15 protein-coding genes are annotated in these 14,326 nt (G+C 49.2%); 6 read left to right on the top strand and 9 right to left on the bottom strand.

Annotation, left to right across the window (positions count from 1 at the left end; translation table 11 throughout):
- Window positions 1–2: 2 nt before the first annotated feature.
- From citF to citC, 4 genes are read right to left on the bottom strand one after another with little or no spacing between them, the layout of a single operon-like run.
- Window positions 3–1,535: a citrate lyase subunit alpha gene (gene citF, locus AB4H76_RS16365; RefSeq protein WP_000192245.1), complete on the bottom strand. Its 1,533-nt coding sequence runs from the start codon at window positions 1,533–1,535 to the stop codon at window positions 3–5.
- A gap of 10 nt (window positions 1,536–1,545) precedes the next feature.
- Window positions 1,546–2,454, bottom strand: coding sequence for a citrate (pro-3S)-lyase subunit beta (citE, locus tag AB4H76_RS16360; RefSeq protein WP_000622357.1), 909 nt, complete (start codon window positions 2,452–2,454; stop codon window positions 1,546–1,548).
- Window positions 2,451–2,747 carry a citrate lyase acyl carrier protein gene (citD, locus tag AB4H76_RS16355; protein WP_000700703.1) on the bottom strand — a complete coding sequence of 99 codons (297 nt, stop codon included), beginning with the start codon at window positions 2,745–2,747 and terminating at the stop codon, window positions 2,451–2,453. Before citD ends, citE begins: the two co-directional genes overlap by 4 nt.
- Window positions 2,748–2,761: 14 nt before the next feature.
- Entirely contained in the window at window positions 2,762–3,820 is a 1,059-nt protein-coding gene (gene citC / locus AB4H76_RS16350; protein ID WP_000467705.1) for a [citrate (pro-3S)-lyase] ligase, read from the bottom strand.
- 379 nt (window positions 3,821–4,199) lie between these two features.
- Between citC and dpiB the strand changes: the two genes are divergently transcribed.
- Together dpiB and dpiA are read left to right on the top strand one after the other, a co-directional pair.
- A complete protein-coding gene (gene dpiB, locus AB4H76_RS16345) occupies window positions 4,200–5,858 on the top strand; it encodes a sensor histidine kinase DpiB (protein WP_000939766.1) in 1,659 nt (552 codons plus the stop codon).
- Window positions 5,827–6,507, top strand: coding sequence for a two-component response regulator DpiA (gene dpiA / locus AB4H76_RS16340; RefSeq protein ID WP_000126500.1), 681 nt, complete (start codon window positions 5,827–5,829; stop codon window positions 6,505–6,507). The genes dpiB and dpiA overlap by 32 nt, the downstream gene beginning before the upstream one ends.
- Window positions 6,508–6,547: 40 nt before the next feature.
- Here dpiA and dcuC read toward each other — a convergent pair whose 3' ends face one another.
- A complete protein-coding gene (gene dcuC, locus AB4H76_RS16335; protein ID WP_000955063.1) occupies window positions 6,548–7,933 on the bottom strand; it encodes an anaerobic C4-dicarboxylate transporter DcuC in 1,386 nt (461 codons plus the stop codon).
- A gap of 587 nt (window positions 7,934–8,520) precedes the next feature.
- Between dcuC and pagP the strand changes: the two genes are divergently transcribed.
- Together pagP and cspE are read left to right on the top strand one after the other, a co-directional pair.
- Entirely contained in the window at window positions 8,521–9,081 is a 561-nt protein-coding gene (pagP, locus tag AB4H76_RS16330; protein WP_001752260.1) for a lipid IV(A) palmitoyltransferase PagP, read from the top strand.
- Window positions 9,082–9,255: 174 nt separating this feature from the next.
- Entirely contained in the window at window positions 9,256–9,465 is a 210-nt protein-coding gene (gene cspE, locus AB4H76_RS16325; RefSeq protein ID WP_000034825.1) for a transcription antiterminator/RNA stability regulator CspE, read from the top strand.
- A 53-nt stretch (window positions 9,466–9,518) separates the two neighbouring features.
- Here cspE and crcB read toward each other — a convergent pair whose 3' ends face one another.
- Complete coding sequence (gene crcB / locus AB4H76_RS16320) at window positions 9,519–9,902, bottom strand: fluoride efflux transporter CrcB (protein ID WP_000939738.1); 384 nt, start codon at window positions 9,900–9,902, stop codon at window positions 9,519–9,521.
- 92 nt (window positions 9,903–9,994) lie between these two features.
- Between crcB and AB4H76_RS16315 the strand changes: the two genes are divergently transcribed.
- Window positions 9,995–10,783, top strand: coding sequence for a deaminated glutathione amidase (locus AB4H76_RS16315; RefSeq protein WP_000959109.1), 789 nt, complete (start codon window positions 9,995–9,997; stop codon window positions 10,781–10,783).
- A 128-nt stretch (window positions 10,784–10,911) separates the two neighbouring features.
- Window positions 10,912–11,115: a twin-arginine translocase subunit TatE gene (gene tatE / locus AB4H76_RS16310; protein ID WP_000503931.1), complete on the top strand. Its 204-nt coding sequence runs from the start codon at window positions 10,912–10,914 to the stop codon at window positions 11,113–11,115.
- A 100-nt stretch (window positions 11,116–11,215) separates the two neighbouring features.
- On the opposite strand, the gene lipA is transcribed toward tatE, so the two are convergent.
- The 3 genes from lipA to lipB form a co-directional block, all read right to left on the bottom strand.
- On the bottom strand, window positions 11,216–12,181 hold the full coding sequence (lipA, locus tag AB4H76_RS16305; RefSeq protein WP_000042632.1) for a lipoyl synthase: 966 nt from the start codon (window positions 12,179–12,181) through the stop codon (window positions 11,216–11,218).
- A 208-nt stretch (window positions 12,182–12,389) separates the two neighbouring features.
- Window positions 12,390–13,343, bottom strand: coding sequence for a YbeF family transcriptional regulator (locus AB4H76_RS16300; RefSeq protein WP_000378026.1), 954 nt, complete (start codon window positions 13,341–13,343; stop codon window positions 12,390–12,392).
- A gap of 258 nt (window positions 13,344–13,601) precedes the next feature.
- A complete protein-coding gene (lipB, locus tag AB4H76_RS16295) occupies window positions 13,602–14,243 on the bottom strand; it encodes a lipoyl(octanoyl) transferase LipB (RefSeq protein WP_000284027.1) in 642 nt (213 codons plus the stop codon).
- Between the last annotated feature and the right edge of the window lie 83 nt (window positions 14,244–14,326).

Genomic DNA, 14,326 nt, shown 5'->3' with positions numbered 1-14,326 from the left:
GCTTATTCCTTCACCTGATGCACAACATCGATCACCGAGCCATCGCGGTAACGCACAACGGCAACGACGCGGTCGGTGAATTCAATCGGCTGTGGTTCACCGGTCAGCAGACGCGCACGTTCGCGCAGCCACTCAATGGAAACCACTTTAATGCCCGCTTCCTGCAGACGTTCTGCCAGTTCCGGACGTGCCGGGTTAACTGCGATACCGTGGTCTGTGACCAGAATATCGACACTGGAGCCCGGGGTGATGCAGGTCAGCACGTTATCCACCAGAGTCGGAATACGACCGCGTACCAGCGGCGCGACGATGATGGAAAGCGCAGAGGCAATTGCGGTATCGCAGTGACCACCGGAAGCACCACGCAGTACGCCGTCAGAGCCGGTCAGCACGTTAACGTTGAACTGGGTGTCAATTTCCAGCGCGCTCAGTACCACCACGTCGAGACGATCAACCGATGCGCCTTTCGAACCCCAGTTAGCGTACTGGTTGGCGCTGATTTCGATGTGATTGGGGTTACGGGCCAGCGATTGCGCAGCATGGCTGTCAAAGCTCTGCACATCCAGCAGTTTGCGGATCAGACCTTTTTCGTGCAGGTCAACCATCGTCGCGGTAATACCGCCAAGGGCGAAGTCGGCGCGAATATCGCGGCTACGCATTTTGTCTTCCAGGAAACGGGTTACCGCCAGCGATGCGCCGCCGGTGCCGGTTTGCATGGAGAAACCTTCTTTGAAGTAGCCAGAGTTGACAATCACATCCGCAGCGCTACGGGCAATAAGCAGTTCGCGCGGGTTAGTGGTCATACGGGTAGCGCCAGCGCCGATTTTTGCAGCATCGCCAACGCGATCAACTTTGACGATCAGATCAACCTGATCTTGCTCAATGCTTGCCGGATTATGCGGATAAGGCAGCAGTTCTTCGGTAAGCATCACAACCTGTTTTGCGTTGTCGGCATCAACCATTGCATAGCCGAGGGAGCCGCAGCAGGCTTTACCGGTGTAGCCGTTGGCATTACCGAATTCATCACAGGACGGGACGCCGAGGAAAGCCACGTCGATATTCAGTTCGCCGCTCTGTACCAGATGCACACGTCCGCCGTGAGAGTGGATCTGCACCGGTTCCGCCAGCAGACCACGGGAGATCTCTTCCGCCAGTGGACCACGCAGGCCGGAGGTATAAATGCGGGTAACCACGCCCTGGCGAATGTGTTCTACCAGCGGCGCATGGCAATCACTCAGGGAGCTGGACGCCAGGGTCAGGTTTTTAAAGCCCATCTTCGCGATGACGTCCATCACCATATTGACGGTCAGGTCACCGCCACGGAAAGCGTGATGGAAGGAAACCGTCATGCCGTCCTGTAAACCAGAGCGACGAATCGCTTCTTCCAGGTTGGCGCACAGTTTGCGATCGCGCGCTTTTTCAGCCTGGTAGGTTTGCTTTGGCGAGTTCTGGAAAGCGGCAAGATCGCATTCAGCGCGACGATTCCAGGCCGCTACCCGTTCTTGTCGTTGAGATTGTTCAATTTTCTGCGTCATTTTGATTGCCTTATTCTTCGCGGATGCCGGAAAGTTCTGCACGAGAGAGCACCAGACGGGCGCGATCGATAACCGGACCGTCCACCATCTTGCCGTTCAGGGAAACCACGCCGAGGCCTTCGCGAGCGGCGGCTTCAGCGGCTTCTACGACGCGGCGGGCGTGATCCACTTCTTTCTGGGTCGGTGCGTAGAGGTTGTGCAGCAGATCAATCTGACGCGGGTTGATCAGCGATTTGCCGTCAAAGCCCAGCTGTTTGATGTGGGCGGCTTCTTGCAGGAATCCGGCTTCGTTGTTAGCGTCGGAATAGACGGTATCGAACGCCTGAATACCCGCAGAGCGCGCGGCCTGCAAAATGGAACAGCGTGCGAACAGCAGTTCAGTTCCTTCCGGGGAGCGTTCTGTACGCAGGTTGCGCACATAGTCTTCTGCACCGAGGGCGATACCGATCAAACGCTCGGAAGCGTGAGCGATTTCCACTGCGCGGGTAATGCCCAGCGGAGATTCAATCGCCGCCAGCAGGCCGGTGCTGCCGGGTTCACGACCACAGGCTTTTTCGATACGCAGGATCTCTTTTTCAATATCCAGAACATCCTGAGCGGTATCGGTTTTCGGCAGACGCACAACGTCCGCACCACCGCGAACGACGGCTTCCAGGTCGTTAACACCCCATTCGGAATCCAGCGCGTTGACACGCACAATGGTTTCAATATCGCGATACAGCGGATGTTGCAGCGCGTGATAAACCATGCGGCGGGCGGTGTCTTTTTCACGTAATGCCACGGAGTCTTCGAGGTCAAACATCAGGGCATCAGCCGGGTAGATGAAGGAGTTGCTGACCATCGCGGCATTGGCACCAGGCACAAACAACATGCTGCGGCGGGTGCGAGTTTTACGTTGTTGCAGCGAAGCGGAAATCATTGGCAATCCTCCCATGGCAGAGCCGGGATACCGCTGGCGCGTGCCAGCAGGGCTTCCAGTCGTGCACGTAAAATGCAGTCCAGTGCGCCTTTGTCATCGACATTCAGCTGTACGCCGCGCACGTTGTAGCGGGCGAGAACGTCCAGAATGGTGGTGCGAATTGCATCGCCAAACTGTTTCTCAACGCTGCTATTGATTTGCAGGTCGATATCCTGCGTATCGAGTGGGGCGATGCGTATCATCACATCCCCAGACTCAAGGGTGCCTGCAACGGCGGGCTGGTTTATTTTCATTTTTCACCTGTTTCTCATGCGGGGGTCTTTTGACGAGCTGCCGCGTCCTGGCGGGAGTGCTCAAGCAGGTTCTGCAAATAATGCAGCGTGACTGCAGGGACCAGCGGCGCGATAGCCGTGAGATCGTTTTTCGCCAGCAGTTGACGTACCCGGGAAGCGGATATCGGCATCTCCTGGTAACGCAGCCGCTCAATTTCAACCAGTTCGATGGGCGGTGCGGAGATAGTCGGCGTTTCCAGCCAGTAGCGCATATCCTGGTTGTACTGGGCGGTAACGCGACAAAAGGGTTCAGTACCGACAAAGCGGTGAGTTACACCCAGCGCGGGAGCGAGGTACTGACGGAAAATCTTCAGATCAATTTCGGTGTAACAATGGTTAATGACGCTCTGTTCTTTAATGAAGTAGCAAGGGAACGTAGCGCGGGAGATGATGTATTCGGAGCCGCGATGCACAGTCAGGCGTGGAATATCGGCGGTGCCTTTTAACACCAGATCCAACCGGTCTTCATAGGGGAAGCGTGAAGAATCTTCTTTGACTAAAAACAGATGCAACCAGTCGCACTGTGCCGCAGCTTGTTGAATCAGATAACGGTGACCATTCGTGAAGGGATTGGCGTTCATCACAATGCAGCCAATCTTGTTCCCTGGATGACGAAATTTTTTCAGCGATTCGGCATAGCGTTTCAGTCGCGTGGCGCTGTTTTCCATCAGCACCATCACGCCGGGTACGCTGGTCAGCGTGGAAAAACCGCACTGGCGGAACAGCGCCTCGTATTCGGTTTTGGTATAAATAAACAGATGCGTGCTGTGCCGCTCATAGGCGAGGTTTATCAGTTCAGTGGCTAATGTCAGCGCCAGTCCTTCACCGCGAACGGATTCACTGATAGCAACGCATTTAATAATATTTCCGGCAATTCCACCGCACGCGATAAGCTTTTCATCGCGGGTTACGGTAATAAATACTTCGACTGTGGTGTCAACGCTCAAATCATTTTCATGCAGGAATTGGGCGATTTCCGCCATTTTTTTATTTTCTGAACGTTTTACGCGGGTGAAAATATCATTGCCGAACATAATAAATAGTATCCTGAAGGTGCATGTTGTTATCGATTTGCAACGAATGTTGTTCAATGTTGCAAACTGATAACCTTTTATTTTCACTTGGGAGAAAGGGGGGTGATCGAGGTATATCTTTTTCTCCTTTCGCTATACATCCTAAGGAGTATTGCAGCGTGAAATTTTGATTTATTTCACATAGAGTTAGTGGTTTTTTATTTATTTAATGGTTTTAAGTTTTTTAATTAATGTAATTACGAAATGACCTGCAGGTTTAAGTGATTTAATTGATTTAATGAATAAAATTTGCCACGATCATAATTAATATCTATGTATTTTGATTCAACATTTTAATTACATCCGTCAAAGAGGCTCGGGACAACCCGCAAGGAAAACAATGTTGCAGCTTAACGAGAATAAACAGTTTGCATTTTTCCAAAGACTGGCATTTCCGCTGCGTATCTTTTTGCTGATTCTGGTGTTCTCAATATTTGTCATTGCAGCCCTGGCGCAATATTTTACGGCCAGTTTTGAGGACTATTTAACGCTTCATGTACGCGACATGGCAATGAATCAGGCGAAAATTATTGCCTCCAATGACAGTGTCATCTCTGCGGTGAAAACGCGTGACTACAAACGGCTGGCGACCATCGCTAACAAATTACAAAGAGATACCGATTTTGATTATGTGGTGATTGGGGACCGGCACTCGATCCGCCTTTACCATCCTAATCCGGAGAAAATTGGTTATCCTATGCAGTTCACCAAACAGGGCGCGCTGGAGAAAGGGGAGAGCTACTTCATTACCGGGAAAGGGTCAATGGGGATGGCGATGCGCGCCAAAACGCCAATCTTTGATGACGATGGAAAAGTCATCGGCGTGGTGTCGATTGGCTACCTGGTGAGTAAAATCGATAGCTGGCGGGCTGAGTTTTTATTACCGATGGCAGGCGTGTTTGTCGTGCTGTTAGGGATTCTGATGTTGCTGTCGTGGTTCCTGGCAGCGCATATCCGTCGGCAAATGATGGGCATGGAGCCAAAGCAAATCGCACGCGTGGTCCGTCAGCAAGAGGCGCTGTTTAGTTCGGTTTATGAAGGGCTGATTGCGGTGGATCCGCATGGTTACATTACCGCCATCAATCGTAACGCAAGAAAGATGCTGGGGCTGAGCTCTCCCGGACGGCAATGGTTGGGTAAACCCATTGCTGAAGTGGTCAGGCCCGCCGATTTCTTTACCGAACAGATTGATGAAAAACGTCAGGATGTGGTGGCTAACTTTAACGGTCTGAGCGTTATTGCCAATCGGGAAGCTATTCGTTCAGGTGATGATTTGCTGGGGGCCATTATCAGCTTTCGTAGTAAAGACGAAATTTCCACCCTCAATGCGCAACTGACGCAAATAAAACAATACGTCGAGAGCCTTCGTACATTGCGACACGAGCATCTCAATTGGATGTCGACGCTCAATGGTCTGTTGCAGATGAAAGAGTATGATCGCGTGCTGGCGATGGTGCAGGGGGAGTCTCAGGCCCAGCAACAGCTTATTGACAGCCTGCGTGAGGCGTTTGCCGATCGCCAGGTGGCGGGGCTGCTTTTTGGTAAAGTGCAGCGCGCCCGGGAACTGGGGCTAAAAATGATCATTGTCCCCGGTAGCCAGCTTTCGCAACTGCCGCCAGGACTGGATAGCACCGAGTTTGCAGCCATTGTGGGCAATTTACTTGATAACGCCTTCGAAGCCAGCCTGCGTAGCGATGAAGGAAACAAGATCGTTGAATTATTCCTCAGCGATGAAGGCGATGATGTGGTGATTGAAGTCGCCGATCAGGGCTGCGGCGTTCCAGAGTCTCTACGAGACAAAATATTTGAGCAGGGGGTCAGTACGCGTGCTGACGAGCCCGGTGAACATGGCATTGGGTTGTACTTGATTGCCAGCTACGTAACGCGCTGCGGTGGTGTTATCACTCTCGAAGATAATGATCCCTGCGGTACCTTGTTTTCAATCTATATTCCGAAAGTGAAACCTAATGACAGCTCCATTAACCCTATTGATCGTTGAGGACGAAACGCCGCTGGCAGAGATGCATGCGGAATATATTCGTCACATTCCCGGATTCAGTCAGATATTACTGGCGGGAAACCTGGCGCAGGCCCGAATGATGATCGAGCGTTTTAAGCCGGGGCTAATCTTGCTCGATAACTATCTTCCTGACGGCAGAGGGATTAATTTATTGCATGAACTGGTGCAGGCGCATTATCCCGGCGACGTGGTGTTTACCACTGCAGCCAGCGATATGGAAACGGTGTCTGAAGCCGTACGTTGTGGTGTATTTGATTATCTCATTAAGCCCATTGCCTATGAACGGCTGGGGCAAACGCTAACCCGTTTCCGCCAGCGTAAACATATGCTGGAAAGTATTGATAGCGCCAGCCAGAAGCAAATTGATGAGATGTTTAATGCCTATGCTCGCGGTGAACCTAAAGACGAACTGCCGACCGGCATTGATCCCTTGACGCTAAACGCGGTGCGAAAACTGTTTAAAGAGCCTGGTGTGCAACATACGGCAGAAACGGTGGCGCAGGCACTGACCATCAGTCGCACCACTGCCAGGCGTTATCTTGAATATTGCGCCAGCCGCCATCTGATTATTGCTGAAATTGTTCACGGCAAAGTTGGCAGACCACAACGCATATACCACAGTGGGTGACATGATAAAGCCGGAGGAAACTTGCCTCCGGCATTACTATTTACTTGCCTGTGACCGCTGCTGCCGTTCCTGGCACCATCAGCTCTGTAGCAACGATAACAATCACTAGCCCAACAAGCACCGGCACCGAGGTGCGTTTTACGACTTCAAATGGTGAGATTTTCGCCATCCCGGCAACCGCAACGACTACGCCAGAAACGGGTGATAGGGTACGACCCAGGTTTGACGCCTGCAGCATCGGGATAGTCAAATACGCCGGGTTAATGCCGGAAGAGTGCGCCAGTTTCGGGATCATCTCAACAAACGCATAAAACGGCGCATTGCCTGAACCGGTCGTGACTGCCGCCAGCATGGTCAGAATCACCAATACCAGCATCAGGATGATACTCGCCGAACCAAACGAGGTAGCGATAGAAATCAGACTTTGAATAAAGCCGATGGTGCTAAGCCCCTGAGCGAATACCCCAGCGGCAACCAGCAGCATCACCACGTTAGCAAACGCATCTGCCATCCCGCGATAAGCCACTTCCAGACCAGAGAAAACTTTCTGGGTATTAAAGCTGCGGAGGAACTCCAGAATGGAGGCAATCAGCATACAAATCACCAGAATAGTGATGATGTGTAATTGCGGACCCCATTTACCGTCAAAAATCAGTACACCGATGATCGGCGTGAACGGCAAAATTGCATAAAACGCAGGAGCAGTGGTGGTGATTTCACTGACATCTAACATTTCATGAGAGATGTGCTCTTTTTTATCCAGATAACGTTGCCAGAAGAAGTGGGCGATCGCCATGCCGATAATTGCAGCAATTGAGATAGGCAGCGTCGTTTTGAAGGCGAAGTCAATCAGCGACATTTCGGAAGCTTGCGCCGCCAGCACCACATCCCCTGAAGTCGGTGCGAGAATAATCGCCGCCGGGGAGGCACAAATGGCAGCAGCTGCGCCACGACTGATACCAACGTTTACCATCACCGGAAATAGGGTTGCCATCAGCAAAACACCCAGACCGGTTGCGGAAGAGACGGCCAGAGACATCAGACAGGCGACAAAATAGGCGGCAATCATCAGCAGGTAAGGGGAGTTAATATACTGCAATGGTTTTGACGCCAGCTTGACCACCATATCATTCGCGCCGATATGGGTCATGTAAGCGGCAAATCCACACAGCATCATAATCATCATGCCGAGGTCGCCGCCGCGGCTCATTAGTAATATTTTAACGTATTCAACGATATCCGTGGCGCTGTAGCCTGTTGAAGCCTGGCTGGACGGTAACACTTTGTGCCCCATAATGGCACTGATAATCAGCAATAACAGGCCACCGACAAATAACACACCAGTGGCGGAATACCCTTTAATGATGTAGCGAGCTACACCCACAATAACCACAACCCCAATAAGGAGTTCAATGAATGTCAGCATAATTTTTCCTGTCTCCAGGCCCCAAAGTAAATAATAAAAAATTCCTAAAGCTTAAGGAAAAAATATGCCCAATAAATTGTCGATGAATGCTGATTAAAATCAAGAAAAACTGCCATTAAGACATTGAAGTTGCTGTTTTTATACATAGATAACAAAACGCATATTTAGCGGTTGGCAATTATCACATAATAATGTGTGCAAATTGATGGTGGATTGATGCAAATTTGTTAATTGCAATGGTGTTAGCTGCGGCTGTGCGCTCAAAAAATAATCTAATATGAGCACAGGTTGACGATATATATTATATACTTCGTTAAGATGATTGTTGTATCTCGTTAAAAAATAAAATAATTTTTCCTTGATTGCATTTTGTCATCAAAAAAGACTTGGTTTTTCTTTTTTGACTATTCCCATCGCAGAAAACGACGCATCATCTTTAATCGATGCGCGGAAATATTTAACTTGAACAAGCGGAAATAAATGAGCAGCTATTCAGATTATTCTTTATGTTGGGTCTATTAAGGTTATGTTAATTGTAGCTTTGCTATGCTAGTAGTAGATTTTTGATAAATGTTTTATGGTCACAAATGATCGTGAGTAAATATGTCGCTATCTTTTCCTTTGTTTTTATTCAGTTAATCAGCGTTGGTAAAGTTTTTGCTAACGCAGATGAGTGGATGACAACGTTTAGAGAAAATATTGCACAAACCTGGCAACAGCCTGAACATTATGATTTATATATTCCTGCCATCACCTGGCATGCACGTTTCGCTTACGACAAAGAAAAAACCGATCGCTATAACGAGCGACCGTGGGGTGGCGGTTTTGGCCTGTCGCGTTGGGATGAAAAAGGAAACTGGCATGGCCTGTATGCCATGGCATTTAAGGACTCGTGGAACAAATGGGAACCGATTGCCGGATACGGATGGGAAAGTACCTGGCGACCGCTGGCGGATGAAAATTTTCATTTAGGTCTGGGATTCACCGCTGGCGTAACGGCACGCGATAACTGGAATTACATCCCTCTCCCGGTTCTACTGCCATTGGCCTCCGTGGGTTATGGCCCAGTGACTTTTCAGATGACCTACATTCCGGGTACCTACAACAATGGCAATGTGTACTTTGCCTGGATGCGCTTTCAGTTTTGAGACAAATGAAGTTTTAGTAACTTCTTTAAAATCAATAGCTAAAATAAGTAACATCAAAAATAACGCGACTTTTATCACTTTTTAGTAAAGTTGCACTGGACAAAGCGTACCACAATTGGTGTACTGGTAACCGACACAGCATTTGTGTCTATTTTTCATGTAAAGGTAATTTTGATGTCTAAGATTAAAGGTAACGTTAAGTGGTTTAATGAGTCCAAAGGATTCGGTTTCATTACTCCGGAAGACGGCAGCAAAGACGTGTTCGTACACTTCTCTGCAATCCAGACTAATGGTTTTAAAACTCTTGCTGAAGGTCAGCGCGTAGAGTTCGAAATCACTAACGGTGCCAAAGGCCCTTCTGCTGCAAACGTAATCGCTCTGTAAGATACGTCAGCAAGAATTCAAAACCCGCTTAATCAGCGGGTTTTTTTTGGTCTTTAGTGTGCGGTTGAGGCCGAAAACAGCCAGAAAGCCAGTGCTGTCATGGCAAAAGACCCCAGAAGGTTGACGAAAACGTTCAGTAATGCCCAGCCAAAGCGACCCTCTTGTAACAAAAACACCACTTCTGCCGAAAATGTTGAGAAGGTTGTTAGACCGCCACAAAATCCGGTGGTGATTAATACTTTCCACACTGGATCAATGTTCGTCATCCTGCTGAACCATGCGAATCCCATTCCTATGATGAATGCCCCAATCAGGTTTGCTGCCAGCGTCCCCAACGGAATCGCCTGATGCAGCGGGTTAAATCGCATACTTAACAGCCATCTCGCCACGCTTCCCGTACCACCGCCAATAAAAACTGCTAAAAGAAGTTGTAACACTGCAAAATCCTGCTATTTGATTTGTATGAGTGATAAGTGTAACGCCGAATAATCGTCGTTGGCGAATTTTACGACTCTGACAGGAGGTAGCAATGCTGGTTGCCGCAGGACAGTTTGCTGTTACATCTGTGTGGGAAAAGAACGCTGAGATTTGTGCCTCGTTGATGGCGCAGGCGGCGGAAAACGACGTATCGCTGTTCGTCCTGCCGGAAGCATTGCTGGCGCGCGATGATCATGATGCAGATCTATCGGTTAAATCAGCACAGCTGCTGGAAGGCGAATTCCTCGGACGTTTACGGCGAGAAAGTAAACGTAACATGATGACGACAATTCTGACGATTCATGTTCCTTCAACGCCGGGGCGCGCATGGAATATGCTGGTGGCGCTACAGGCAGGAAACATCGTCGCCCGTTATGCCAAATTGCATCTCTATGATGCATTTGCCATTCAGGAATCACGCCGTGTTGATGCTGGTAATGAAATCGCTCCGTTACTCGAGGTGGAGGGGATGAAGGTCGGTCTGATGACCTGTTATGACTTACGCTTTCCAGAGCTGGCGCTGGCACAGGCATTACAGGGAGCTGAAATCCTGGTACTTCCTGCCGCCTGGGTTCGCGGGCCGCTCAAAGAGCATCACTGGTCAACGTTGCTTGCCGCTCGTGCGCTGGATACCACCTGTTATATGGTGGCGGCGGGGGAGTGCGGGAACAAAAATATCGGTCAAAGCCGGATTATAGATCCCTTTGGCGTCACCATTGCGGCAGCGTCAGAAATGCCTGCACTCATTATGGCGGAAGTGACGCCCGAACGTGTGCGTCAGGTGCGCGCGCAACTGCCCGTCTTAAACAACCGTCGCTTTGCGCCGCCGCAATTATTATGATGTTTTTTTACTCGGCGCTTGATTCACCTTGTTACAGATTGCTATTGTGTGCGCGCGTCGAATGACCGTTAATATTCTCTGGTTTTTAAGGCGCGTTCTGTTGCCGGTTATATGTCAAGAAGGTATCTATGGGTGAGATTAGTATTACCAAACTGCTGGTAGTTGCGGCGCTGGTCGTTCTGCTGTTTGGGACTAAGAAGTTACGTACGCTGGGCGGAGACCTTGGAGCGGCCATTAAAGGGTTCAAGAAGGCGATGAATGATGACGATGCTGCGGCGAAAAAAGGCGCAGACGTTGATCTTCAGGCTGAAAAGCTCTCTCATAAAGAGTGACGTGGCGAGCAGGACGCTCCCTCAATATCTTGTTCGATACAAAAAACCCGCTTCAAAAAGCGGGTTTTTTATCAGACAGATGTAAGTAATTATTACAGGATTACTTAACTTCCATCCCTTTCGCCTGCAAATCGGCGTGGTAAGAAGAGCGGACAAACGGACCGCATGCAGCATGGGTAAAGCCCATCGCCAGCGCTTCGGCTTTCATTTCGTCGAACTCATCCGGGCTAACGTAACGTTGAACCGGCAGGTGATGGCGGCTTGGCTGCAAATATTGCCCCAGCGTTAACATCGTCACACCATGACGGCGCAGGTCGCGCATTACCTCAATAATTTCTTCATTGGTTTCACCCAGTCCCACCATCAGACCAGACTTGGTCGGGATTTCCGGATGCGCTTCTTTAAAGCGTTCCAGCAGCTTCAGCGACCAGTTGTAATCTGCACCAGGCCGTACCTGACGGTAAATACGCGGTACGTTTTCCAGGTTATGGTTGAACACATCTGGTGGCGTTGCAGTCAGAATATCCAGAGCACGATCCATACGACCGCGGAAATCCGGCACCAGAGTTTCAATTTTGATTTGCGGGCTTTTTTCCCGAATGGCAGTAATGCAATCCGCAAAGTGCTGGGCACCGCCATCGCGCAGGTCATCACGGTCAACGGAGGTGATAACCACATAACGCAGCGCCATATCGGCAATGGTCTGCGCCAGTTTCACTGGTTCATTGGCATCAGGAGCTACCGGGCGACCGTGGGCAACATCACAGAACGGACAACGGCGGGTACAAATAGCGCCGAGGATCATAAACGTTGCTGTGCCGTGGTTGAAGCATTCCGCCAGGTTAGGGCAGGAGGCTTCCTCGCAGACAGAATGCAGGCCATTTTTGCGCATTGCGGCTTTGATGCCCTGGATACGTGTAGAGTCCGCTGGAAGCTTGATTTTCATCCATTCCGGCTTGCGCAGCAGGGCTTCGCGCTCTGTTGCCACGTTTTTAACCGGGATAAGGGCCATCTTATCGGCATCGCGGTATTTAACACCGCGTTCCATCACAATGGGTTTACTCATAGCGTGCGTGTTCCAGTTGCGAATTACGAAGGAAAGCGTTTCAATTCAATAGATTGTTGTAATTATCAACTATTTTTGAATTAACGACTGGCAGTATATCATTGAAACGGACCTGAAAGCAGCCAAAGCGGTCGCGAAAATGTAAAATTGTTGTTGGATTGTGCCATTTTATCGTTCTGCGCTGTGATCTGGCTGTAACAATACTTTTTCAAAATGCATTACGGATAACATCTATTACTCCGTGCAGGATGGGATCACGCAGGCTGAATTTGTTGTAGTGGATAGAGAAATCTATTTGCTCCTCATTTAAGGACGGAAAAGGCAGTTTTTCCAGCGGCCAGCAGCGGCTAAACAGGTTATAAAAACGGCTGGGAATAATCGCTAACATGTCACTGTTGGCAACCAGTGCAGCGATTGTCAAAATGTTGTAGCTGGTGAAATTGATTTGCCGGTCCGGAAACATTTCTTGAACTCTCTGCCGCAGACCGCTGAAATTTTGCTCTTCCGGTAACAGAAGTACATGCGCAGCGTTGTCGATAGTCTCTCTGTCATCTTCTAAAGAGAGTAGTGGATTTCCCTCGCGGCAAATTAACACCATATTGTCGGTGAACAGAACATGATGTTGCACCGTACGATTGGTGCAAAACATGTTATCGATGATGAGATCGGTTTGAAACTGACTGAGTTGGTTTTCCGCGTCGCTGATGGGCGGGTTGCGCAGTAAAAGCTGCGGATAGTGAGTTTTAATCGCCCGATAGATGACAGGAAGGACCAGGGCTCCGACCGAGGGAGTGGTCGCAATAGTTATCGTTCGTTGCTTATCATAGCTTCCTTCGATATCCAGCGCGCCAAGAATGGACTCAAGGCCCTGACTGATATACTCATGTAGATGCATCGCAAATGCGGTAGGAGTGACACCCTGGCCTTTGCGAATAAACAATGGGTCAGGGAATATAACGCGCAGTTTCTGAATAGACTGACTGATTGCCGAGGGGGTCAGATTAAGCACTTTCGCTGCATTAACGATCCCTTTATGTACATATACAGCTTCAAAAATAGTCAGAAGGTTAAGATCAATATTTCGTAAGGTTGTAAATATTTGTGGTTTACCTTCTGACGACTTTCTGCTTAAACAGGGTTCAATTTGATTATTACTATCCACGCACTTACTCCAATTTTATTCATGGAAAAATAATATTTAAAAAATTACAATAATCTTATGTCTAATTGGAACGGAACGCTTTTGCTCACCATAATCAACTATTTCAATAGGTTAATCAATGGGGTGAGTTACGGAGCAAGGCGTGGCACCGCATTTCTGCAAGTGATAAAGAAAATATACAAACGCGAAGGAGATGTAAAGCATTAGCAGGTATTATGAGTAATGACCCAGTGTAAATTGGGCCATTGAGGTATGCAATTAAGCGGTAATATATTCGAAGTCAGGATTGTTTAGTAGCGCTAAAATATTTTCCAGTAAACGTGGTGCAATATTATTAGTCGTCGCTTCGGGTTTCCATTGTGATATTTTAGCCATTTCCATTCCGGCATACCCACAAGGATTAATACGTAAAAATGGTGAAAGATCCATATTGACGTTTAATGCCAGACCGTGGAATGAACAACCGCGTCGAATACGTAAACCCAGTGAGCAAATTTTCTTTTCCCCGACATAGACACCAGGCGCGTCAGCCCGAGGATGCGCTTCTATACCCAGTTCAGCCAGGGTATTCACCACTGTTTGCTCAAGCAAGGTCACCAGTTCACGCACACCGAGTTTACGGCGTTTCAGGTTAAGCAACACATACATCACCTGTTGCCCCGGCCCGTGATAAGTCACCTGCCCACCGCGATCGCTCTGAATCACCGGAATATCACCCGGCATTAAAATGTGCTCCGCCTTTCCTGCCTGCCCTTGGGTGAATACCGGATAGTGCTCGACCAGCCAGATTTCATCAAGGGTACTATCATCGCGGGTATCGGTGAATTCATGCATAGCCTGGGAGATTGGCTCGTAAGGCTGAAGACCGAGCTGGCGGACAAGAATTTTATCCTGATACAAAACGGCATCTCCGTGGAGAATGAGTAAAAGTGGGGGAAAAGTATATCACAGCGAGGAGAGGGGAGTTACCCGACCAGGGGCCG

This window comes from Escherichia sp. UTM R2, assembly GCF_048593455.1.
Classification (GTDB): Bacteria; Pseudomonadota; Gammaproteobacteria; order Enterobacterales; family Enterobacteriaceae; genus Escherichia; species Escherichia coli.
The sequence above is the reverse complement of the archived record's forward strand: the minus strand, read 5'-3'. Positions and strand labels throughout refer to the sequence as shown.

Bases quoted from the DNA above. Each gene is read 5' to 3' on its own strand.
- citF (WP_000192245.1), bottom strand. From the start codon at position 1,535: ATGACGCAGAAAATTGAACAATCTCAACGACAAGAACGGGTAGCGGCC.
- citE (WP_000622357.1), bottom strand. From the start codon at position 2,454: ATGATTTCCGCTTCGCTGCAACAACGTAAAACTCGCACCCGCCGCAGC.
- citD (WP_000700703.1), bottom strand. From the start codon at position 2,747: ATGAAAATAAACCAGCCCGCCGTTGCAGGCACCCTTGAGTCTGGGGAT.
- citC (WP_000467705.1), bottom strand. From the start codon at position 3,820: ATGTTCGGCAATGATATTTTCACCCGCGTAAAACGTTCAGAAAATAAA.
- dpiB (WP_000939766.1), top strand. From the start codon at position 4,200: ATGTTGCAGCTTAACGAGAATAAACAGTTTGCATTTTTCCAAAGACTG.
- dpiA (WP_000126500.1), top strand. From the start codon at position 5,827: ATGACAGCTCCATTAACCCTATTGATCGTTGAGGACGAAACGCCGCTG.
- dcuC (WP_000955063.1), bottom strand. From the start codon at position 7,933: ATGCTGACATTCATTGAACTCCTTATTGGGGTTGTGGTTATTGTGGGT.
- pagP (WP_001752260.1), top strand. From the start codon at position 8,521: ATGATCGTGAGTAAATATGTCGCTATCTTTTCCTTTGTTTTTATTCAG.
- cspE (WP_000034825.1), top strand. From the start codon at position 9,256: ATGTCTAAGATTAAAGGTAACGTTAAGTGGTTTAATGAGTCCAAAGGA.
- AB4H76_RS16315 (WP_000959109.1), top strand. From the start codon at position 9,995: ATGCTGGTTGCCGCAGGACAGTTTGCTGTTACATCTGTGTGGGAAAAG.
- tatE (WP_000503931.1), top strand. From the start codon at position 10,912: ATGGGTGAGATTAGTATTACCAAACTGCTGGTAGTTGCGGCGCTGGTC.
- lipA (WP_000042632.1), bottom strand. From the start codon at position 12,181: ATGAGTAAACCCATTGTGATGGAACGCGGTGTTAAATACCGCGATGCC.